22 protein-coding genes are annotated in these 21062 nt (G+C 71.3%); 20 read left to right on the top strand and 2 right to left on the bottom strand.

Annotated features, from left to right (window positions below; genetic code table 11):
• Positions 1-3 precede the first annotated feature (3 nt).
• The 12 genes from ACTJI1_RS14465 to ACTJI1_RS14520 all read left to right on the top strand — a co-directional run bounded on the left by ACTJI1_RS14465 (position 4) and on the right by ACTJI1_RS14520 (position 10141).
• Positions 4-1248 (top strand): cytochrome P450, encoded by a 1245-nt coding sequence (locus ACTJI1_RS14465; RefSeq protein ID WP_440743177.1) that lies wholly within the window; start codon positions 4-6, stop codon positions 1246-1248.
• On the top strand, positions 1245-2261 hold the full coding sequence (locus ACTJI1_RS14470; protein WP_440743178.1) for a glycosyltransferase: 1017 nt from the start codon (positions 1245-1247) through the stop codon (positions 2259-2261). The genes ACTJI1_RS14465 and ACTJI1_RS14470 overlap by 4 nt, the downstream gene beginning before the upstream one ends.
• Positions 2258-3295 carry an iron-containing redox enzyme family protein gene (locus tag ACTJI1_RS14475; protein WP_440743179.1) on the top strand — a complete coding sequence of 346 codons (1038 nt, stop codon included), beginning with the start codon at positions 2258-2260 and terminating at the stop codon, positions 3293-3295. Before ACTJI1_RS14470 ends, ACTJI1_RS14475 begins: the two co-directional genes overlap by 4 nt.
• Positions 3292-3498: a CDGSH iron-sulfur domain-containing protein gene (locus ACTJI1_RS14480; protein ID WP_440743180.1), complete on the top strand. Its 207-nt coding sequence runs from the start codon at positions 3292-3294 to the stop codon at positions 3496-3498. Before ACTJI1_RS14475 ends, ACTJI1_RS14480 begins: the two co-directional genes overlap by 4 nt.
• Positions 3499-3664: 166 nt before the next feature.
• Positions 3665-4141, top strand: coding sequence for a CinA family protein (locus ACTJI1_RS14485; protein ID WP_440743181.1), 477 nt, complete (start codon positions 3665-3667; stop codon positions 4139-4141).
• The gene (locus ACTJI1_RS14490; protein ID WP_310132277.1) at positions 4138-4647 is read left to right on the top strand and encodes a DUF6328 family protein; all 510 of its coding nucleotides are present in this window, start codon (positions 4138-4140) and stop codon (positions 4645-4647) included. The genes ACTJI1_RS14485 and ACTJI1_RS14490 overlap by 4 nt, the downstream gene beginning before the upstream one ends.
• A gap of 71 nt (positions 4648-4718) precedes the next feature.
• A complete protein-coding gene (locus ACTJI1_RS14495; RefSeq protein ID WP_440743182.1) occupies positions 4719-7103 on the top strand; it encodes a molybdopterin oxidoreductase family protein in 2385 nt (794 codons plus the stop codon).
• Entirely contained in the window at positions 7100-7564 is a 465-nt protein-coding gene (locus ACTJI1_RS14500; protein WP_440743183.1) for a hypothetical protein, read from the top strand. The genes ACTJI1_RS14495 and ACTJI1_RS14500 overlap by 4 nt, the downstream gene beginning before the upstream one ends.
• 10 nt (positions 7565-7574) lie before the next feature.
• A complete protein-coding gene (locus ACTJI1_RS14505; RefSeq protein ID WP_440743184.1) occupies positions 7575-8111 on the top strand; it encodes an HPP family protein in 537 nt (178 codons plus the stop codon).
• Positions 8108-8737, top strand: a complete 630-nt coding sequence (locus ACTJI1_RS14510; protein ID WP_440743185.1) for a nucleotidyltransferase family protein — start codon at positions 8108-8110, stop codon at positions 8735-8737. The genes ACTJI1_RS14505 and ACTJI1_RS14510 overlap by 4 nt, the downstream gene beginning before the upstream one ends.
• Complete coding sequence (locus ACTJI1_RS14515) at positions 8724-8960, top strand: DUF6457 domain-containing protein (RefSeq protein WP_310132267.1); 237 nt, start codon at positions 8724-8726, stop codon at positions 8958-8960. The genes ACTJI1_RS14510 and ACTJI1_RS14515 overlap by 14 nt, the downstream gene beginning before the upstream one ends.
• Positions 8957-10141: a molybdopterin molybdotransferase MoeA gene (locus ACTJI1_RS14520; protein ID WP_440743186.1), complete on the top strand. Its 1185-nt coding sequence runs from the start codon at positions 8957-8959 to the stop codon at positions 10139-10141. The genes ACTJI1_RS14515 and ACTJI1_RS14520 overlap by 4 nt, the downstream gene beginning before the upstream one ends.
• Positions 10142-10306: 165 nt before the next feature.
• Here ACTJI1_RS14520 and ACTJI1_RS14525 read toward each other — a convergent pair whose 3' ends face one another.
• On the bottom strand, positions 10307-11203 hold the full coding sequence (locus ACTJI1_RS14525) for a glucose 1-dehydrogenase (protein WP_440743187.1): 897 nt from the start codon (positions 11201-11203) through the stop codon (positions 10307-10309).
• Positions 11204-11532: 329 nt separating this feature from the next.
• On the opposite strand from ACTJI1_RS14525, the gene ACTJI1_RS14530 reads away from it, so the two are divergent.
• The 7 genes from ACTJI1_RS14530 to ACTJI1_RS14560 all read left to right on the top strand — a co-directional run bounded on the left by ACTJI1_RS14530 (position 11533) and on the right by ACTJI1_RS14560 (position 19331).
• Positions 11533-12534 (top strand): SIS domain-containing protein, encoded by a 1002-nt coding sequence (locus ACTJI1_RS14530; protein WP_440743188.1) that lies wholly within the window; start codon positions 11533-11535, stop codon positions 12532-12534.
• A gap of 10 nt (positions 12535-12544) precedes the next feature.
• Positions 12545-13465 (top strand): PfkB family carbohydrate kinase, encoded by a 921-nt coding sequence (locus ACTJI1_RS14535; RefSeq protein ID WP_310132262.1) that lies wholly within the window; start codon positions 12545-12547, stop codon positions 13463-13465.
• Positions 13466-13499: 34 nt separating this feature from the next.
• Positions 13500-14600, top strand: coding sequence for a LacI family DNA-binding transcriptional regulator (locus ACTJI1_RS14540; RefSeq protein WP_440743189.1), 1101 nt, complete (start codon positions 13500-13502; stop codon positions 14598-14600).
• Between the two features lie 427 nt (positions 14601-15027).
• Complete coding sequence (locus tag ACTJI1_RS14545; protein WP_440743190.1) at positions 15028-16353, top strand: ABC transporter substrate-binding protein; 1326 nt, start codon at positions 15028-15030, stop codon at positions 16351-16353.
• On the top strand, positions 16350-17348 hold the full coding sequence (locus tag ACTJI1_RS14550) for a carbohydrate ABC transporter permease (RefSeq protein WP_440743191.1): 999 nt from the start codon (positions 16350-16352) through the stop codon (positions 17346-17348). The genes ACTJI1_RS14545 and ACTJI1_RS14550 overlap by 4 nt, the downstream gene beginning before the upstream one ends.
• A complete protein-coding gene (locus tag ACTJI1_RS14555) occupies positions 17342-18178 on the top strand; it encodes a carbohydrate ABC transporter permease (RefSeq protein ID WP_310132253.1) in 837 nt (278 codons plus the stop codon). Before ACTJI1_RS14550 ends, ACTJI1_RS14555 begins: the two co-directional genes overlap by 7 nt.
• 4 nt (positions 18179-18182) lie before the next feature.
• A complete protein-coding gene (locus ACTJI1_RS14560) occupies positions 18183-19331 on the top strand; it encodes an MFS transporter (protein ID WP_440743192.1) in 1149 nt (382 codons plus the stop codon).
• Between the two features lie 109 nt (positions 19332-19440).
• On the opposite strand, the gene ACTJI1_RS14565 is transcribed toward ACTJI1_RS14560, so the two are convergent.
• Positions 19441-20001 carry a GNAT family N-acetyltransferase gene (locus tag ACTJI1_RS14565; protein ID WP_440743193.1) on the bottom strand — a complete coding sequence of 187 codons (561 nt, stop codon included), beginning with the start codon at positions 19999-20001 and terminating at the stop codon, positions 19441-19443.
• Between the two features lie 179 nt (positions 20002-20180).
• Here ACTJI1_RS14565 and ACTJI1_RS14570 point away from each other — a divergent pair, with 179 nt between their 5' ends.
• Complete coding sequence (locus tag ACTJI1_RS14570; RefSeq protein ID WP_440743194.1) at positions 20181-21062, top strand: manganese catalase family protein; 882 nt, start codon at positions 20181-20183, stop codon at positions 21060-21062.

Below are 21062 nucleotides of genomic sequence, written 5' to 3' on the forward strand. Positions count from 1 at the left end.
CCGATGGGGGACAGCACGCTCCGCTTCATCCGCGACGGGTACCTGTTCGGGACGCGTGGCTTCCGCGCGGCGGGGAGCGACCACTTCCGCACCCGGCTGCTCGGCCGGCCGGTCCTCGTCCTGCGCGGCGCGGAGGCGGCCCGCTTCTTCTACGAAGGGGGCCGCTTTCGTCGCGCAGGCGCGATGCCACGGTCCGTGCTGACGCTGCTGCAGGATGTGGGCAGCGTCCAGGCGCTCGAAGGCGAGGCGCACAGGCGGCGCAAGGAGCTCTTCCTCGGACTGTTGCGCGGAGAGTCGGGCGAAGCGCTCGCTCAGCGGTTCGGCGAGGAGTTGCGAGGTGCGGCGGGCGCGTCCGATGGAGCCGATATCGTGCTCCTCGACCTCTTCCACGACGTGCTCACCCTGGCGGTGACGGCATGGGCCGGTCTTCCGGCCGGTGTCGCCGGCGACCTGCGGAGGACTGGGGTGCTCGCCAAGATGGTGGATGCCGCAGGCACCGTCGGCCCGGAGAACTGGACGGTCCGCGCCCAGCGCTCCCGGGCCGAGCGGCTGCTGGCCGACGCCGTCGTCCGCGAACGGACCCAGCCGACGGCGCCGGCCGGGTCGGCGCTGGCCGTTGTGGCCACGTACACGGAACCCGACGACATCGGGGCGACGGCGCCGCTCCCCCCGCAGGTCGCAGCGGTCGAGCTCCTCAACCTCCTGCGACCCACCGTGGCCGTCGGCAGGTACCTCACCTTCGCGGCGCTCGCGCTGCATCGCCATCCCGGATGGCGGGACGACATCGCGGCCGGTGACGGCGCCGCCGTGCGCTGGTTCGCGCAGGAGGTGCGCCGGTTCTACCCGTTCTTCCCCGTGATCGGCGGGCGCGCGACGCGCGACCTCACGTGGAAGGGCGAGCCGGTGCACCGTGACGACTGGGTGCTGCTCGACGTATACGCGACGACGCACGACCCGGCGATCTGGGACCAGCCGGACCGGTTCCTTCCGCAGCGGTTCGACGGGCTCGTGGTGGAGCCCAACACTCTCATCCCGCAGGGCGGCGGAGGCTACGAGGAGGATCACCGTTGCCCGGGGGAGCCGGTCACGGTGGACCTGATCGAGGTAGGGCTGCGCCTGCTCGCCCGCGAGTTCACGTACGACGTGCCCGACCAGGACCTTCGGATCAGCCTGCGCACCTTCCCGGCACGGCCGCGGAGCGGACTCGTCGTGCGCGGCCTGACCGTGGGCGAGCGGGCAGCCGCATGACGCTGGACGCCGAGTACGTCCTCCCGCTGCGGTGGGCCGACGATGAGGGGCTCGACGAGCTCGTCGCCTACCTGAAGACCCTCCGCGACGTGATCGACGTCACCGTCGTCGACGGTTCGTCCCCCGAGCGCTTCGCCGCACACGCGCGGGCTCTTCCGGCCGGCGTGCGCCACCTGCCCGTCGAACCGCGACCTGGCCGCAACGGAAAGGTCGCCGGCGTGATGACCGGCCTGCGCACGGCGCGCCACGACCGTGTCGTGCTGGCGGACGACGACGTGCGCTACGACGAGGGTGCGCTGCGCGCGGTGGTGGGGATGCTGGACGCGGCGGACCTCGTCCGGCCGCAGAACGTGTTCGTGCCCGCGCCGTGGCACGCCCGCTGGGACACCGGGCGCAGCCTCCTGAACCGGGCGCTCGGGCACGACTACCCGGGCACCCTGGCCGTCCGGCGGCGGCTCGTCATCGCCGCGGGCGGGTACGACGGCGACGTGCTGTTCGAGAACCTGGAACTGATCCGCACGGTGCAGGCGATGGGCGGTCGCGTGGTGACCGCCGATGCGATCGGTGTCGCGCGGCGGCCCCCGGACGTCCGCCACTTCCTCGGCCAGCGCGTCCGCCAGGCCTACGACGACTTCGCGCAGCCCGCGCGCCTGGCGGCGGAACTCGCGGTGCTGCCGCTCGCCGTGCTCGCCCTGCGCCGCCCGCGCCGCCTCCTCGTCGGTGCGGCTGCCGTGGTGGCGCTCGCAGAGGCGGGCCGTCGGCGCGCCGGGGGACGCAGCCTGTTCCCGCCGACCGCCGCCCTGTGGGCTCCGCTCTGGCTCGCCGAGCGCGCCGTGTGCGTCTGGCTGGCGGTCGGCGCGCGCCTGCGCGGCGGCGTCCGCTACTCCGACGGCCGCCTCCTGCGGGCCGCGACACCGCCGCGCGAACTGCGCCGCAGGCTCGTGGACGCACCGAAGCCGCCCCCTGGCAACCACTTGACCGCCGGCCCCTCCGCCGGTTCTGTCGAAGCATGACACCACGCATCACCCCGCGGGGGCCGGTGAGCGAGGCGCTGCTCGAAGCGCTGCAGACCGGCCCGTCCGCGCCATCCGACCAGCTCCGCCGATTCGCCGCCCTCACCGCCGAGGCGCTGGACGCCGGCCCCGACCTCCTCACCGACGAGGACCTCCAGCTGACGCTCTTCGTGCTGTACGGACTCCACTACGGCGGCACGGTCGACGCCGACGACGAGTGGGAGTGGAACCCCGAGCTCCTTCGCACCCGCCGCAGCATCGAGCGCGTCTTCGAGCGGCAGCTGCGCGAGCGCGTCCCCGTCGGCGACCTGCCCGAGCCGACCGCCGACGCCGTCGCGGCCCACCTGTTCGAGCTGACCGCAGAGGACGGCGGCCCCAGCCTGTCCCGGTTCCTCGCCAAGAAGGCGACGGAGGAGCAGGCGGTGGAGTTCGTCATCCACCGCTCCATCTACACCCGCAAGGAGGCGGACCCGCACTCCTGGGCGATCCCCCGACTGTCCGGCCGGCCCAAGGCCGCGTTGGTGGAGGTCCAGGCCGACGAGTACGGCGGAGGACGGCCGGAGCGCATCCACGCCGAGATCTTCGGCCAGACCATGCGCAGTCTCGGTCTGGACGACGCCTACGGCGCGTACATCGACAACGTCCCTGCGATCACGCTGGCCTCGTTCACGATGATGTCGATGTTCGGGCTGAACCGCAGCCTGCGCGGCGCGATCACCGGGCACCTGGCGGCCTTCGAGATGACCTCGTCGATCCCGAACCGCTTCTACGGCAACGGGTTCCGCCGCCTCGGCCACAGCGAGGACGTCACCTGGTACTACGACGAGCACGTCGAGGCGGATGCGGTGCACGAGCAGATCGCCGGGCGCGACCTGGCGGGCGGCCTGGCGGAGCAGCAGCCCGACCTGCTGCCGGACATCGTGTTCGGCGCGGCGGCGTGCCTGTACGTCGACGGCCTCGCGGGTCTGCACATGCTCGAGTGCTTCGAGGCCGGCCGCAGCTCGTTGCGCGAGCCCGTCGGGGTGCCCGCATGACCGCGCACGAGGAGCAGCCGGTGATCGTCGCCTGCCCCGACGGGCCCCTGCTCGTGCGCGGGCACATCGACCTGACCACCCCGGACGGCACGCCGATCGAGCAGCACCGCCGCACCGTCGCGCTGTGCCGTTGCGGCGTGTCGACGATCAAGCCGTTCTGCGACGGCAGCCACAAAGCGGTGCACTTCCGCACCGACACCTGACCCGACCGAACCGGTCGAGAGAGAAAGAGGAGCGACCATGTCCGACCCCCAGAACACCGAAGGCGACCGCCACGACGAGAACACCGCGGCCGAGCAGCAGATCGTCGACAAGCCCTCGCAGGCGGAAGGCGACGAGGGCGACAGCGACAACGGATAGGGTTCCTGCATGACGACGGAGCATACGGAGCTCGGCGAGCGCATCGCCGACCTGGCATCGTCCGACGGCGTGACCATCGCGGTCGCCGAATCGCTCACCAGCGGCGCGATCGCATCCGCGCTCGGCGCCTCCCCGCAGGCCGGCGACTGGTTCGCCGGCGGGGTCGTCGCCTACTCCGAGCACGTCAAGTTCGACGTGCTCGGAGTCACGCCCGGCCCGGTCATCACGGCGGAGTGCGCCGGCCAGATGGCATCCGGCGTCGGGAGGCTGCTCAGCGCCGACCTGGTGGCCGCGGTCACCGGTGCGGGCGGCCCCGGCCCTCAGGAGGGCCGCGAGGCCGGGACGGTCTTCCTTGCGCACGGACGCCCCGACGCTCCCCGCGTCGAGGAACTGCACTTCGACGGCGAGCCCGAGGAGGTCGTCACGGCGACCGTGGAGGCCGCGCTCGACGCGGTGCGGCGCGACCTGGAGGAGCTGAGGGGATGAGCGAGGGCACGGACGCCGACCCGACCGACGGCCGCGACGAGACACCGACCCAGCGGGCGGACCGCAACTGGAACGAGCTGCTGCAGGAGTTCCGTGTCTTCCAGACGGGAACGCAGATCCTCGCCGCCTTCCTGCTGACCCTCCCCTTCCAGCAGCGCTTCACGCAGCTGCCGCCGGTGGATGTGGTGGTCTACCTCGTCCTCGTCTTCCTGGCGGTCATCGTCACGCTGTTCGCCCTCGCGCCGGTCGCACTCCACCGGCTGCTGTTCCGCCAGCGCGCGAAGGCGGAGCTCGTGGGCTTCGGCAGCAAGATCCTCATCGTCTGCCTCGCGGCCGCCTCCCTGCTGTTCACGGGCATCGTGCTCTTCATCGTCGACTTCCTGCTGGCTCCCCCGGCGGGCATCATCGCGGCGAGCTGTGTCTTCGCGGTCGTGCTCGTCATCTGGGTGGTGCTGCCGCTGGTGATCCGGGCGCAGCGGAAGGGTCGGCGGGCGGAGCGGTCCTGACGCGCGACGCAGAAGCCGTTGCGCCCGCGCAGGGGCTTGAGTCCTCCGCCGGGTGAGCCGACGATGGCGGCATGGATCAGCCGACGACGGTTTCCGCCGGGGATCGCTCCCGGATCGAGGACGTGTGGGGCGACCGCACGCCGTTCGCGCGCGGAGGGCGGTGGCCCGATCGCGCCGACCTGATGTTGCAGGAGGGTCTCACCGAGGCCGATGTCGACCGCTGGGTGCAGAGCGCCTGCGTGCTGTGCAGCAACGGCTGCGGGTGCGACATCGCGGTGAAGGACGGGCGGATGGTGGGCATCCGCGGTCGGGTCGACGACCCGATCAACCACGGCCGGCTCGGCCCCAAGGGCCTCTACGCCAGCTGGGAGGGGATGCGCGGGCGCGACCGCTTGACGCATCCACTCATCCGCCGCGACGGCGAACTGGTGCCGGCCACCTGGGACGAGGCCATGTCGGCCATCGTCGACCGCAGCCGTGAGCTGCTCGACACCGTCGGCCCGCTCAGCCATGGGTTCTACACGTCCGGCCAGCTGTTCCTCGAGGAGTACTACGCGCTCGGCGTGATCGGCAAGGCCGGCATCGGCACCCCGCACATGGACGGGAACACCCGCCTGTGCACCGCGACCGCGGCCTCCTCGCTCAAGGAGACCTTCGGCGCGGACGGGCAGCCCGGCTGCTACGAGGACATCGACGAGTGCGACGCGATGTTCCTGTGGGGTCACAACCTCGCGGCCACACAGACCGTGACGTGGGCGCGTGTGCTCGACCGCCTCGCCGGGCCGAACCCGCCGCGGCTCGTGGTCGTCGACCCGCGCCGGACGGCGACGGCCGAGAAGGCGGAGGTCCACCTCGCGCTGCGGCCCGGCACCAACCTCGCCCTCCTGCTCGCCCTCGAGCGCGAGCTGCTCGAGAACGGCTGGATCGACGAGGACTACGTGGCCGCCCACACCATCGGCCTCGACGAGCTGAAGGCACAGGTCGAGCAGTGGACGCCGGAGCGCGCCGCCGAGGTGTGCGGCGTGCCGGCCGACGACATCCGGCGGGCGGCGCGCATCTTCGCGGAGTCGCCGCGCGTGCTCTCGACAGTGCTGCAGGGCTTCTACCAGGCGCCGCAGGCGACGGCGTCGTCGTGCCAGGTGAACAACCTGCACCTGCTCCGCGGCATGATCGGCCGGCCGGGCGCGGGCATCCTGCAGATGAACGGCCAGCCGACCGCGCAGAACAACCGGGAGTGCGGCGCCGACGGCGACCTGCCGGGCTTCCGCAACTGGGAGAACGAGGAGCACGTGAAGCAGCTCGCCGAGCTGTGGGGTGTCGACCCGCTGGTCATCCCGCACTGGGCTCCGCCGACCCACGCGATGCAGCTGTTCCGGTACGTCGAGCAGGGCTCGATCCCGTTCCTCTGGGTCTCGGCGACCAATCCCGCGGTCTCGCTGCCGCAGCTGCCGCGCATCCGCGACATCCTGCGCAAGCCGGACCTGTTCCTGGTGGTCCAGGACCTCTATCTCACCGAGACGGCGGAGCTCGCCGACGTGGTGCTTCCCGCCGCCGGCTGGGGCGAGAAGACGGGCACCTTCACGAACGCGACCCGCACCGTCCACCTGTCCGAGAAAGCGGTCGAACCGCCGGGGGACGCGCGCGCCGACCTCGACATCTTCCTGGAGTACGCGAAGCGGATGGACTTCCGCCGCTCCGACGGCGCGCCGCTCATCGAGTGGGAGAGCCCGGAGGACGTCTACCGGGCGTGGCAGGAGTGCTCCCGCGGGCGCCCCTGCGATTACACCGGCATCTCGTACGACGACCTGCGTCGCGAGTCGGGCATCCGCTGGCCGCGGCGCGAGCGCGAGACGGAGAGCGTGACGCGCCTGTACGCGGACGGCGACTTCCCCTCGCACCCGGACTACTGCGAGAGCTACGGGCACGACCTGCTGACCGGCGCGACGGTCGGGCAGGAGGCGTTCCGCGCGCTCCGCCCGGACGGCCGGGCGATCCTCAAGTCGGCGCCCTACTCCGGGCCGCACGAGCCGCCGGACGGCGAGTACCCGCTTCAGCTGACCACCGGCCGCAGCGTCTACCACTTCCACACCCGCACCAAGACGGGCCGCAGTCCCGAACTGGTGGATGCGGCGCCGCACGTCTGGGTGGAGTTGTCCCCCGAGGACGCGGAGGCTCGCGGCATCGCCGAGGGCGACCTGGTCGAGGTCGTCTCGCGGCGCGGCCGCCTGGTGGCGCCCGCGCGCCTCGGGAAGCCGCGGAACGGCACGGTGTTCGCGCCGTTCCACTACGGCTACTGGGATGCGCCGCCCGGCGCGCCCGAGCGCCGCCCGACCGCGGCGAACGAGCTCACCGCCACCGAGTGGGACCCGGTCTCGAAGCAGCCGGTGTTCAAGTCCGCGGCCGTCCAGGTGCGACGGCTGGATGCGGGAGACACCGCTGAGGGGAGCGCATCGTGAAGCTGCCGGTCTACCTGTCGCTCCTCGCCGAGTCCGAGTCCACGCTGGCGCGGTCGTTCCGCCAGGTCGCCGACGCGCACGGCGACGAGCCGGACGTGCACCTGCTCTGCCTGACCCTCGCCGCCCAGTGCGAGGACCACCGGGCGCGCCTCGACCCGGTCATCGAGCGCTACGGCAGCAGCTCCGAGGGTGACGACGAGCCCGAGCGCCTGCACGCCGACGCGATCGAGGAGGCGCGTTCCGGACCGCTCGGACTGCTGCGCGACCTGCAGGATCTCTACCTGCTGGCCAGTCTCACCGACGTCACCTGGACCATGGTCAAGCAGGCGGCACAGGCGCTTCGGGATGCGGAGCTGCTGCAGATCATCGCCGGTTGCGAGCACGAGGCCAGCGTTCAGTTGCGGTGGCTGATGACGCGGATGAAGCAGGCGGCGCCGCAGGCGCTGATCGCGGCGTCATGAGGAGCGATCGATGAAGCCGTCCCTCCTCGAACGCGTGTCGGAGCGCGCCGGTACGGCCGGTGCCGGTGCCTACACGGCGGTCCTGTCGCTCGTGGTCCTGGCCGCCTCCGGCGCGATCGGCATCGTGTTGAGCTCGCCGTGGCTGTTCCCGAGCCTCGGGCCGACCGTCATGCTGATCTTCGGGGCGCCGCAGCATCCCACCTCGCGGCCGCTGAACGCCGCGGTGGGACACGGTGTCGCCCTCGTCGCGGGCGTGGCCTGCCTCTTCCTGTTCGGGATGAACGGCAAGCCGTCCGCACCCTCCGCCGGTCTTTCCTTGGGGTACGTGCTCGCGGGCGCGCTGTCGGTGGCGATCACGGCCTTCGTCCTGCATGCGCTGAAGCTGCAGCATCCACCGGCCGGGGCGACCACGCTCATCGTGAGCCTGGGCGTCATCGCGACGCCGGTCGGAATCCTGTCGATGGCCGCCGCGATCGCGTTCACCATCGTGGTGGGCTGGGGCGTCAACTGGGCGCTCGGGGAGCGTCCGCCGGGGGCCGCCTCATGACCGGCGAGGAGTCCGGCGCGCGGGGCGGCGCTGCGCCGGTCGCGGCGATCGTGGTCGCCGGGGGTCGGTCGTCTCGCTTCGGCTCCGACAAGCTGCAGCACGTCCTCGACGGGAACACCCTTCTCCAGCGGACGATGGATGCGGTGCGCGACATCCCGCACGTGGTGGTCGTGACCGCGGCCGACCTTCCCGATGCGGACGCCGTCATGGTGAGCGAGTTCCCGCGCTGGGGCGGTCCGTGCGCGGCGGTCGCGGCGGGGGTGGACGCCCTCACGTCGGCGGGCCGCCCGCTCGCGGACGGCGACCTCCTACTCCTCCCCGCCGACCTGGCCGACCCCTGGTCGGCGGCGGAGGCCCTGCGGGCGATCGGGCCGGGAGTGCTGACCGACCAGGATGGCAGGCCGCAGTGGCTGCTCGCCCGCGCGTCGCTCGCAGCTCTGCACGCCCGGATCGACGAGTTGCGGGCGGACGGCGGTCTTGCCGGCAGACCGGCGTCCGCGCTGTTCGACCGCGACACCCGCCGCCACGCGGCCGCTGCCCGCGCGTGCGCGGACATCGACACGCGGGCCGACCTGCCCGCCGCGCGCACGACCGACGACAGGAGGCTCGTCCATGGAACCGTCTGAGCTCGACGACTGGGCGGCGGAGGCCGCCGAAGCGGTCGGCGCCACCCTGGAGCCCGGAGACATCGCCGCCGTGCTCGATCTGGCGCGGGATGCGGCGCACGGCATCGCACGCCCGGCGGCACCGCTCACGACCTTCATCGCGGGCATCGCGGTCGGGCGCGGCCTTCCCCTGGCGGAGGTGGTCGCCGCGCTCGTCGCCGCGATCGAGAGGCGCTCGGCGTGACGACCTGGCCGGATGCGCGGGAGCTCGCCCATGAACTCGGGCGGAGCGCGCCGACCCGCGTCATGACGGTGCCGACCGGCCGCGCCGCGGGCCTCGTGCTCGCCTCGGATGCGCGGTGCGCGCATCCACTGCCGCGGTTCGACAACTCGGCCATGGACGGCTGGGCGGTAGCGGGCGACGGCCCTTGGCGCGCGGGCGAGCCGGTGCTCGCCGGGAACCCGCCGCCCGCAGCTCCCCTGGCGCCCGGCGAGGCGCGGCCGGTGGCCACCGGGGCGCCCGTGCCGCCCGGCACGCTCGGCATCGTCCGTTCCGAGCAGGCGCTCCCGTCAGCGACCGACGGGCTGATCGACGTGGTGGAGCCGCCCCTGCCCGGTGTCGACATCCGTCGGGAGGGCGAGGAGGCGGTGCCCGGCGAGGTGCTGCTCGCGGCCGGGGTCGTGCTGTCCCCGCCCGCGCTCGGGCTGCTCGCCGCCGCCGGGGTCGGGCAGATCGACGTCTCCGCGCCCCCGCTGGTTGCGTTCGTGGCCATCGGCGACGAGCTGACGGCGCCGGATGCGGGAACGGGTCCGCGGCCCGTCCCGGGAGCAGTGCCGGACAGTCTCACACCGATGATGCCGTCGCTGCTGACGGCCTTCGGCGCCCGCTGCGCGACCACCCGGCGGGCATCCGATCGACCGGACGACGTGGCCGCGGCCATCCGCCGCACCCGCGCGGAGACCATCATCACCTCCGGCGGCACCGCTCACGGCCCGGCCGACCCGTTGCGGGAGGCGCTCCGGCGGCTGGAGGCGCGCATCCTGATCGACGGTGTCGCACTGCGGCCGGGCGGCTCGGTGCTGCTCGCGCTGCTGCCCGACGGACGCCACCTGCTCGGCCTGCCCGGCAACCCGCTCGCGGCCGTCGTGGCGCTCACCGTGCTGGGCTGGCCGCTGATCCAGGGGCGGCTAGGGCGTGCGCTGCCGGCGCTCGAGCCCGTCGAGCCGGCGGGCGCAGTGGGATTCGCCGGCGAGGGCGGTCACGGTGCCTGCGATCGGGCGGTCGCGTGCACGCTGGCCGACGGTGTGCCGGTACCCGTGCGGTACCAGCGGTCCGGGATGCTGCGGGGGGTCGCAGCCGCCACGCACCTCGTGCTGACGCGCGGGGACTCCGCGCAGCTGCTGCGCTTGCCCTGGGCGGGCTGACCCCGCGGCGCGTGACCGCAGCACGTGACCCTGCGGTGCTGCCCCGTGCATCCGGTGCGGGAACACGCAACCGGCCCCGCCCCTCCGTGCGCGTTCGGGTCGCCACGGCGGGTCGGGGCCGGCAGTTCAAGGTCCGGCTGGCGGAGGCTCCGCCGGTCGGAAGGGTTACGGCGTCGGCATCCCGCCGGTGACGGCGAGGGTCTCCCCGATGACGTAGCTCGACTCCGGAGACGCGAGGAACACGTAGGCGGGCGCGAGCTCGGCGGGCTGACCGGGACGGCCGAGCGGGGTCTGCTGGCCGAACTCGGGGATCGCCTCCGCGGGCTGGCCCTTGCTCACCTGCAGCGGCGTCCAGATCGGGCCCGGCGCGACCGCGTTGACGCGGATCCCCTTCGGCGCCAGCTGTTGAGCGAGCGCCTTCGTGAAGGCGTTGATCGCCGCCTTGGTCGTCGCGTAGTCCACGAGCTGCTCGCTCGGCTGGTACGCCTGGATGGACGTGGTGTTGATGATCGTCGCGCCGGCCGGCAGGTGCGGCAGCGCCGCGCGCGTCAGCCAGAACATCGCGTAGACGTTCGTCTTCATCGTGTGGTCGAACTGGTCGTCGTTGATGTCGGTGAGGCTCTCCATGGAGATCTGCTTGCCGGCGTTGTTGACGAGGATGTCGATCCCGCCGAGCTCGTCGAGGGCGCGCTTCACGACCTCGTCGCTGAACGCGCGCTCCTTCAGGTCGCCGGGGATGGTGACGGCCGTGCGTCCGGCGTCGCGGATGAGGCCCGCGATGCGCTGCGCATCCTCCTCCTCCTCGGGCAGGTAGACGATCGCGACGTCGGCACCCTCGCGGGCGAAGGCGATGGCGGTGGCCGCGCCGATCCCGGAGTCGCCGCCGGTCACGACGGCCTTGCGGCCGGTGAGGCGTCCGTTGCCGACGTAGCTGTCCTCGCCCAAGTCGGCGGACGGCTGCAGGTCGCTCTCGAGGCCCGGCTCGGGCACCTGCTTCTCGTCGGGGTGGATGACCGGGTACCGGTCGACGGGGTTGTCGAAGGTGAACTGGTTCTCAGGCATGCCGCCACGCAACCACGTGCACGCCCGCTCGTTCAGGGGGGTGCGCGGGCCCGCATCCCGGAGTACGCCCCGCGCCGCTTACGCCCTCCGCCGTTCCCGTCCGCTCGCGCTCCCTTCGCGCATTTCGTCCGCCCACGCCCTTCCACCGCCCATCCCTCGCCGAGTGGTGACATCTTGTCGCCACTCGCCGCCGATTGGAGCAACTACTCACGACTCGATGCCGCGCGGTGGCGGGGAGGGCGACGCGCGGTTGCGCGCAGCGCGACCCTGTGCCAGCATTGAGACGAATTGATACCGGTACCAAAAAGTGGATCGGTGGAGGGAGACACATGCTGGGCTTCAATGAAGAGGAATTCCTGGAGCAGGTTCGGAGCACCGTCGCGCTCCGGCCCCAGATCGAGGAGCTCGCGGAGCGCGTGAGCGCCGGCCGCTGGAAGAACATCTACTTCATCGGCGCCGGCGGCACCTACGCCGCCGCGCTGCCGTACGAGCGCCTGTTCCAGACGCACTCGGCGTTCCCCGTGCGCGCCGTCATCGGCAAGGAGTTCATCCTCGCCCCGGACCCGCAGTTCGGCCCGGACTCCGTCGCGATCTTCGCGTCCGTCTCCGGCACCACCGAGGACATCATCGACTGCGTCGAGTTCGCCCGCGAGAAGGGTGCGCTCACCGTCGGCTTCACCGGCCAGGCGGACAGCCCGATCGCCACCGCCGTCGACGAGGTGCTCCTCTCCGCGCCGAAGGCGTGGCCGTTCGACGTGCAGTTCCTCACCTTCGCCGCCAAGTTCCTGTCGCTGCGCGGCGAGTTCGACGGCTACGACCGCCTGGTGAAGGACCTCGAGGCCATTCCCGAGGCGCTCGTCGCCGTGACCGAGCAGGCCGACCCGGTCGGCGAGGCCTTCGCGAAGAAGCACGCCGAGACCGACTACCACTTCCTGACCGGATCCGGTCAGCTGTGGGGCTTCACCTACCTGTACTCGATGTGCATCCTCGAGGAGATGCAGTGGCTGACCACCACGCGCGTCCACGCCGCGGAGTTCTTCCACGGCTCGCTCGAGCTCATCGAGAAGGACACGAGCATCATCGTGTTCGCCGGCGAGGACGAGACGCGTCCGCTCACCGACCGCGTCATCTCCTTCTCGAAGGAGTACAGCGACGACGTCACCGTCATCGACACCAAGGACTACGCCCTCCCCGGTGTGAGCGACGAGTTCCGCGGGCTGCTGGCGCCGATGGTCGTCGACGCGGTCGTCGACCGCTTCAGCAAGCACCTCGCCCAGGTGCGCGATCACTCCCTCGACCTGCGCCGCTACTACCGCGTCGTGGCGTACTGAGCGGGCGCCGATGAGCACGGTGCGCGTCCTCGGTCTCGGGGACAACATCGTCGACCGGTTCGTCGACCGCGGCGTGGAGTACCCGGGAGGGAACGCCGTGAACGTCGCGGTCTTCGCCCGGCAGCTCGGCGCCGAGGCCGCGTACCTCGGGGTCTTCGGCGACGATGAGCAGGGGCGCTTCGTGCGACAGGCCATCGAGGACTGCGGGGTCGACACCTCGCGGTCCTCGGTGCGCCCGGGCCCCAACGGGGTGACCGAGATCGAGACGGTCGACGGCGAGCGGCGGTTCCTGGGCTGGAACCAGGGCGGCGTCACGCTGAGCGATCCCGTCCGGCTGAGCGACGAGGACGTGCGCTACGCGTCCGGCTTCTCGCTCATCCACTCGAGCGCCTACTCGGGCGTCATCCCGGAGCTGCCGAAGCTCGCCGCCACCCGGACGCTGCGCTCGTACGACTTCTCGTCCGAGCCGGAGTACCGCACGACCGAGTACCTGCAGGCGGTCGGCCCGTGGGTCGACCTGGCGCTGGTGTCCCTCGGCACGCTCTCGCGGACGGACACGTGGGCGGAGCTCCGCCGGATCGCCGCGCACGGGCCGTCGCTCGTGCTCGGGACGCTGGGGGAGGGCGGCGCGGTCCTGTTCGACGGGGACGCATACTACTACTCCGACGCGGCGCCGGTGCCGGGGCCCTTCGTCGACACGATGGGATGCGGCGACGCCTACGTGAGCGCGTTCGTGGTTGAATTGCTGCGATCCGGCTGGCGCAGGAACGCGCGGGCCGGCGGCGCCGCGCTGCACCGGTCGATGCGGCGGGCGGCGCAGTTCGCCGCACGGCAGTGCACGGTCGAGGGAGCGTTCGGTCACGGCCGCGCCGTCGACGAGTCGGTGCGGGTCGGTTCGCTGCCGCCGGTGGCCGCGGGCGACGCGGGATAGGGCGCAGGCCGCCCCGGATCAGGAAGGGGTGGCGATGTCCACGGAACGCGATCACCGCACTCCCTCGCCGACGATCTCGGAGGTGGCGGCGGCCGCCGGCGTCGGCCGTGCGACCGTCGCCCGCACCCTCGGCGGCTACGGCTCGGTGAGCCCGAAGACGCGGGACCGCATCCTCGCCGTCGCGAAGGAGCTCGGCTACCGGCCGAACTCGATCGCGCGCAGCATGACGACCGGCGAGACGCGCACGCTCGGCGTCGTGCTCGCCGACGTCGGCAACCCGTTCTTCGCGGGCGTTCTGCGCGGGATCAGCGACGCGGCCCGCAAGGCCGACTACGACGTCATCGTGCTGAGCACCGACGAGGACCTGCGGCTGGAGGAGGCGGCGATCGAGGTGCTCGTCGACAAGCAGGTCGACGGCATCGCCCTCGCCCCCGCGGCCGGCCGCAGCGCCGACCTCCCGCACCTCGACATCGTCGCCAAGCGCGAGATCCCGCTGGTGCTGCTCGACCGCCTCGTGGACACGGTGGAGGCCGACGCGGTGGTCATCAACAACCGCGAGGCGTCCCGTCAGGCCGTCATGTCCCTGATCGAGAAGGGGCACCGCCGGATCGCGTTCGTCTGGGGCCCTGTCACCAACGAGCCTGCCGCCGACGCCGACGACCTCCGCCGCATCATCGACCACGCGCTGTGGTCGGACGGCGAGCGCCTGCTCGGCTACCTCGACGCGCTCGAGCTGGCCGGCATCCCCTTCGACACCTCGCTGGTGACCCACGTGCTGAAGAACGAGTCGCAGGCGACGCGCGCGGTGCTCGGGATGCTGTCGCTCTCCGACCCGCCGACCGCCATCTTCGCCACCGAGACGGATGCGCTGACGGGCTCCCTGCGCGCGCTGCGCCAGCGCGGCCTCCGCTGCCCGGAGGACGTCTCGCTGATCGGATTCGACGACAGCTCGTGGGCGAGCGTCATGACGCCGCCGATGTCCGTGGTCGCCCAGCCCATGCACCAGCTCGGCGGGCTGACCGCCGAGTGCCTGCTCGCCCGCGTCGCGGGCAGCGACGCGCCCGCCGCCACGCACGTCCTCGAGGCGGACTTCATCGAGCGCGACTCCGTCGCCCCGCCCCGCCCGCGCCCGTAGCCCGGCCCCGCGCCCTCGCCCCTCGTACGATTTGTGCCAAATCGTGGTTATCGCCGCCCCATAACGACGATTTGGCACAAATCGTCGCCACGCCCCCGCAACGCAGGGCGCGCATTCGTCACGAATGCGTGCTCCACGCGCATCGTGGCCGCGATTCGTCACGAATGTCGCCACCGGTCCGCACCGCTGCGACGCGACATTCGTCACGAATGCTCCCTCACGGCGGCGCAGGATGCGCATTCGTGACGAATGTCGCGACACCGCCGCGCCTTCGCGACGCGACCACGCCCGCACGTCCGCGATTGAGCAGTGTTGATACCGGTACCAAAATCACGTATAGTCATCGCAACCGGCCGCAGGGAGCGGCGAGGACCGATCCAAAGACGGGTCAGCGGAGATCCCGACCGCACGACCCGCACGACGGGAGATGAGCGTGAAGAACACCACAAGGGCCATCACGGCAGCAGCGGCGGGCGTCATGGCGCTCGCACTCACCGCGTGCTCGTCCGGCGGCGGAGCGTCCGCCGACATCACCGCGAAGCCGGACTTCTCCGGCAGCATCAGCATCCTCACCGCGGCGGCGGGCGACCCGCTCGGCTCGTACTTCGAGAACCTGGTGAAGGACTACAAGAAGCTCCACCCGGATGTGAAGATCACCCTCGCGCAGGAGACCGACGACAACGCGATCAAGGACAAGGAGAAGGTCCTGATCGGCTCGCAGTCGCTGCCCGACATCTACTTCAGCTACGCCGGCAACTGGGGCGAGAACTTCGCCGCCAACGGCCTCGCCGTCGACCTCAGCTCGGTCATTGCGCCGGGCACGACGTGGGGCGACACCTTCGGCGAGGGATCCCTGAACGCCTTCAAGTACGACGGCAAGTACTACGGCATCCCGCAGTACGTCGACGGCAAGTTCATGGGCTACAACAAGAAGATCTTCTCCGACCTCGGTCTCGACGTGCCGAAGACGCTCGACGAGCTCATCTCGGACTGCTCGACCATCAAGTCCGCCGGCTACGTGCCCATCGCCTTCGGCAACAAGGACGGCTGGCCCGGCCTGCACTACCTCGGCCAGCTGTTCGCCTACGACGTCCCGCAGAAGACCCTCGAGGCCGACCTGCTGCCGAAGACCGCGAAGTACACCGACGCCGGCTACCTGCAGGGCATGAAGCAGTTCCAGCAGCTCGTCACCCAGTGCACGGGGGATGCGTCCAACTCCAACGGAGTCACGTACACCACCGCGCAGCAGCAGCAGGCGACCGGCAAGGCGGCCATGTATTACCAGGAGCTCATCGAGTTCGACTCGGTGAACACGAAGGACAGCCAGCTCGCCAAGGACGGCTTCGGCATCTTCCAGCTCCCCGCCGCATCCGGCGCCAAGGGCGACACCTCGACCCTGGAGGCCGCACCCGAGGGCTACATGATCAACAAGAAGAGCAAGAACGCCGCCCTGGCGCTCGACTTCATGAAGTTCGTGATGAACGAGAAGAACGCGACGACGCTCTCCTCACCGCCGTACGGCCAGCCGAGCGCGGTGAAGGATGTGGTCACCGACCAGATCGCCACCCCCGCGGTCGCTGAGGGCACCAAGCTGGTGAACGACGCGAAGTCGACCGTCGTCTGGCTCGACATGGCCAACGTCCCGGCTGTCGGCGACGCCTGGGTCTCCGTCTCGGAGGGTCTCGTCTCCGGCAGCCTCACCCCCGAGGCCGCTCTGAAGGCCGTGCGACAGGCGTCCGAGAAGGCGAAATGACCACGACGCAGGCGCCCCAGGCCCCCGTGCGGCCGCGCACCCAGCCCCTCGCGGGCCCGGGTCGCGGCCACACGGCCCCGGCACCCGGCGGCACGTCGCCTCGGGCCGCCAACCGCGGAGGCGCCCGCTGGCGCGGACTGGTCTGGCTCATCCCCGCGCTCGCGGTGCTGGCTGTCTTCGTCTACTGGCCGCTGATCCAGAACATCGTCTTCAGCTTCCTCAAGTGGAACATCTACAGCGGTGAGCAGACCTTCGTCGGCGGCGACAACTACGCCGAGCTGGCGCAGGACCCGGTCTTCTGGCGCGCCCTCGGCAACAACACCTGGTACGCCGCCCTGTCGATCGTCTTCCAGGTCTTCGGCGCACTGGTGCTGGCCGCCATCGTGGAGAGCGTGCGCAGCGACCGCTGGCGCAAGGCCTTCCGGGCCATCTACTTCATCCCGTCGGCGATCTCGCTGACGGTCGCCGGCCTGCTCTTCTACTTCATCTACCAGCCGCAGACGGGGATGCTGAACGTCTTCCTCGACAACGTCGCGCTCGGTCAGTTCTCGCAGGCGTGGCTCGGCCACGAGAGCACGGCGATCTTCGCGATCATCGCGATGAGCCAGTGGCAGGGGTTCGGCTACAGCGTCCTGTTGTTCTCGGTGGCGCTGCAGCGCATCCCGCAGGAGCTGTACGAGGCGGCGAACCTCGACGGCGTCGGCCCGATCCGCCGCTTCTTCCAGGTGTCGCTCCCGCTGGTGCGCGAGATGACCGGCCTCATGATGATCGTCACCATCTCCGGCGCCTTCCAGGTGTTCAACGAGGTGATGGTCATGACGAGCGGCGGTCCGAACAACTCCAGCCAGGTGCTCGGCACGTGGCTGTACCACGCCGGTTTCGTCACCAACGACTTCGGCTCGGCGGCCGCGATCGGCGTCGCCATCTTCGTCATCACGCTGCTGCTCGCCGCGGCGCAGCTGGCCTACTCGCGCAAGAGGAGAGTGGAATGGTAGCCCTCGCACGTCTCGGCCGTGGCGTCCGCGCCGCCCTCGTCTGGGCGCTGCTCGTCGCGCTCGCGGTCGTCGTCCTCTACCCGCTGCTGTGGATGGTGACCAACGCGTTGAAGACGAACGCCGAGCTCTTCGGCAACCCGTTCGCCCTGCCGAGCCAGTGGCTCTGGCAGAACTTCGGCAAGGCCTGGAACCAGGGCGTCGGCGACTTCGTCCTGACCAGCGTCTCGCTGACGGTGCTGGCGACGCTCATCACCGAGCTGATCAGCGCCTGGGCGGCCTACGGCCTCACCCGCGTGAACATCCCGCTGAACCGCACCTTCACCATCGTCGTGCTCGCCGGGCTGATGCTCGCTCCGACCGTCGCGCTGATCCCCCTGGTGAAGCTGTTCCAGGCGTGGGGCCTCTACGACACGTTCTTCGGTCTGCTGATCCTCTACACGGCGTTCCGCATCCCGTTCACCGTCTTCCTGATGCGGGCGTACATGCTTGACCTGCCACGCGAGGTGGATGAGGCGGCCTCGATCGACGGCGCCTCGCGCGCGGCGACGTTCTGGCGGATCATCCTGCCGATGAGCATGCCGATCGTGGCGACGACGATCGTCCTCAACGTGCTGCAGAACTGGAACGAGTACCTGTTCGCGATGATCTTCACCAGCGGCACCGGCGTGCAGACGCTACCCGTGGGCCTCGCCGACATGATGTCGAAGAACGGCACGCAGTATCCGGTGGTCTTCGCCGGGATGGTGATGGCCGCCCTGCCGATGGTCATCCTGTTCTTCGTGTGCCAGCGCTACTTCGTGCGCGGTCTCGCCGGCGGCGTTGGCAAGTAGCGGGGTGCGGACGTACCTGGAGCTCGTCCGCGTCCCCGGCGTCCTGCGCGTCACGGTCTCGCAGCTGGTGGCGCGCTTCCCGCTCGGGATGCTGTCGCTCGCGGTGCTGCTGCACGTGCGTCAGGCCAGCGGGTCGTACGCCCTGGCGGGTCTCGTGGTCGCCTCGGTGAGCGTCGGCGAGGCGGTGGCGATGCCGCTGGTGAGCCGCTCGGTGGGGGTGTTCGGCATCCGCCCGCCGGTTCTCGTCGCGGCGGTCGTGAACGCCACGGGGATGCTGCTGCTCGCCTTCGGGCCGCCCCTCCCGCTGCTGATGGTGCTGCTCGGCGCGATGATCGGATGCTCGGTGCCCCCGCTGATGCCGGTAGTGCGCGCGCTGTACCCGCGTCTGGTTCCGCGTCGCGCGGTGCCCGCGCTGTTCGCGCTCGACACGTCGGCCCAGGAGCTGATCTGGATCACGGGCCCGGTCGTCGCCACCCTGCTCAGCGGCACGGTGTCGACGCGAGCGCCCCTGATCCTCGCCGCGGCCGTGACCCTCGGCGGAACGGTGTGGTTCCTGCTCACCCCGCACATCGCGGGCGTGCGGCTGCCGCGCAACCCGACCCGGCCGGGGACCGTGCTGCTGACCCGCTCGGTGAGGCTCGCCGCGGCGACGAGCTTCGCGCTGATCGCGTCCTTCGCCGCGCTCGAGATCGCGTTGATCGCGCGCTTCGCCGGCGACAGCATCCTCGCCGGCCTCGCGATCGCCGTGTCCAGCCTCGGCTCGCTGATCGGCGGCGTCGCGTTCGGCCACCGCCGCATCGGGCCGCGAGGGCTCGCCGCGGTGCTCGGCGGGGTGGCGGTGGCGACGGCCGCCGCGGGACTGGTGCCCGGCATCCCGCTGCTCTACGCCGTGCTGTTCCTGTCGGGGCTGGGCTTCGCCCCGTCCCTCGCCGCGCTGTACGCGATGGTGTCCGCGGCGCTGCCGGAGGCATCCACCCCGGAGGCGTTCGGCTGGCTGAACACCGCGGGGCTGGTTGGCGGCGCGACCGGGACGGCCGTGGCCGGCGTGCTGGGGGATGCGCTGGGCGCGCCCGGGCCGTTCGTCGCGGCGACCGCCGCCTCCGTCGTCGCGGCGCTGCTGCCGCTCGCGCCGGGCCTGCGCCCGCGCGCCTGACCCGCGCTCGCGACGCGTCTGCCGCGTCCCGTCACGTCTGCGCCCGCGCGCGCAGCCGCAGACGTGACAGGACGCCGCAGTCGCTCCCACAGTCGCGCCCGCAGACCCGTCAGCGGAACGTCGGGCGCGGGTCGGTGGCGAGCACCGACATCAGGATCGAGTCCGTCCACTCGCCCTCCCACAGCAGGGTGTCGCGCTGCCGTCCCTCGACCACGAACCCCGCCTTCTCATAGGAGCGGAGCGCGCGCGGGTTGAAGGCGTAGACGTCCAGCCCCACCCGGTGCAGGCCGATCTCCGCGAACGCGTGGTCCAGCATCACGGTCATCGCCTCCGTGCCGTACCCGCGGCCCGGGAACCCCGGCGCCAGTGCGATGCGGGTGTTCATGGAGGCGCTGTCCTCGTCGAGCTCGTTCAGCACGATCTCGCCCAGGTAGTCGCCGGTGGACCGATCCAGGATCGCCCAGTCGGCGCGGTCGTCCGCGGCGCCGATGCGGGCGAGATGCGCCGCGACCGCTGCTTCCGTGAACCGGGCGCGGGTGCCGGTCAACCGCATGCTCTCGGCGTCGTGGAGTCCCTTCCAGACGCTGTCGAAGTGCTCGGGACCGAGCGGCACGAGACGCACGCGCGGCCCCTCGAGGACGCGGACAGCGGTGAGCTCGCCGGTCTGCACTGCTTCCCCCTACGGTCTTCCGGACATCCGATCGGGGACCAGCTACCCAGCAGGCGCGGCTAAATCGCGGGCACGAAACTGACGCCCATTAATCGCCCGGCCCACCGGACTGTCAACGGCTGGGGTCATCCCGATTCCGGGGCTCCTCTGGAAGCACCAACCAGAAAGGGGAACCGCGAATGTTCTTCCACCGTCAGGAGATGCAGCACACCGCGAAGCCGGACAAGCCGGACGCGGTCTACGCACGCAAACTGCAGGAGGTGCTCGGCGGCCAGTACGGCGAGATCACTGTGGCGATGCAGTACGGCTTCCAGGCATGGAACGCCCACATCCCGGGCAAATACCGCGACCTGCTGTACGGGATCGGGGCCGAGGAGTTCGGTCACGTCGAGATGCTGGCGGTCATGATCGCCCAGCTGCTGGAGAAGTCCCCGCTCGGGATCACGGAGGACGCCGTCCAGGACGACCCGGTCGTCGCCGCCGTCGTGGGCGGGACCGATGTGCAGCACGCCATTGTCGCCGGCGCGGGAGCGCGCCCGGTCGACAGCAACGGGAACCCCTGGCAGGGCAGCTTCATCACCGCCAGCGGCAACCTGCTCGCCGACTTCACCGCCAACGCGAACGCGGAGATGCAGGGCCGTCTCCAGGTCGCCCGGCTCTACCACATGACCGACGACGCAGGGGTGCGGGACCTCCTCTCGTTCCTCCTCGCCCGGGACACGATGCACCAGAACCAGTGGATCGCCGCCGCCGCAGAGCTGCGGGAGGAGGGCACCGAGGACCTGCCGGTCCCGAGCAACTTCCCGCTCAGCAAGGAGGACCGCGACGTGGCGTACGAGTACATCAACTTCTCGGACGGCGCGGCGGCCGCCGAGGGACGCTGGGCGAGCGGTCCGACCCCCGACGGCAAGGGGGAGTTCACCTACCTCGACGGGCCGCAGGCCACGGTCCCGATGCCGCCGCCCACGCACCCGGACTCCCGGTTCTACGGGACGACGGAGCTGCCCAACACCGTCGAGAAGGTCGCCGGCGCCGTCCAGGACAAGCTCAACAAGGAGTGA

Source organism: Leifsonia sp. 22587 (assembly GCF_052044215.1).
Lineage (GTDB): Bacteria > Actinomycetota > Actinomycetes > Actinomycetales > Microbacteriaceae > Leifsonia > Leifsonia shinshuensis_C.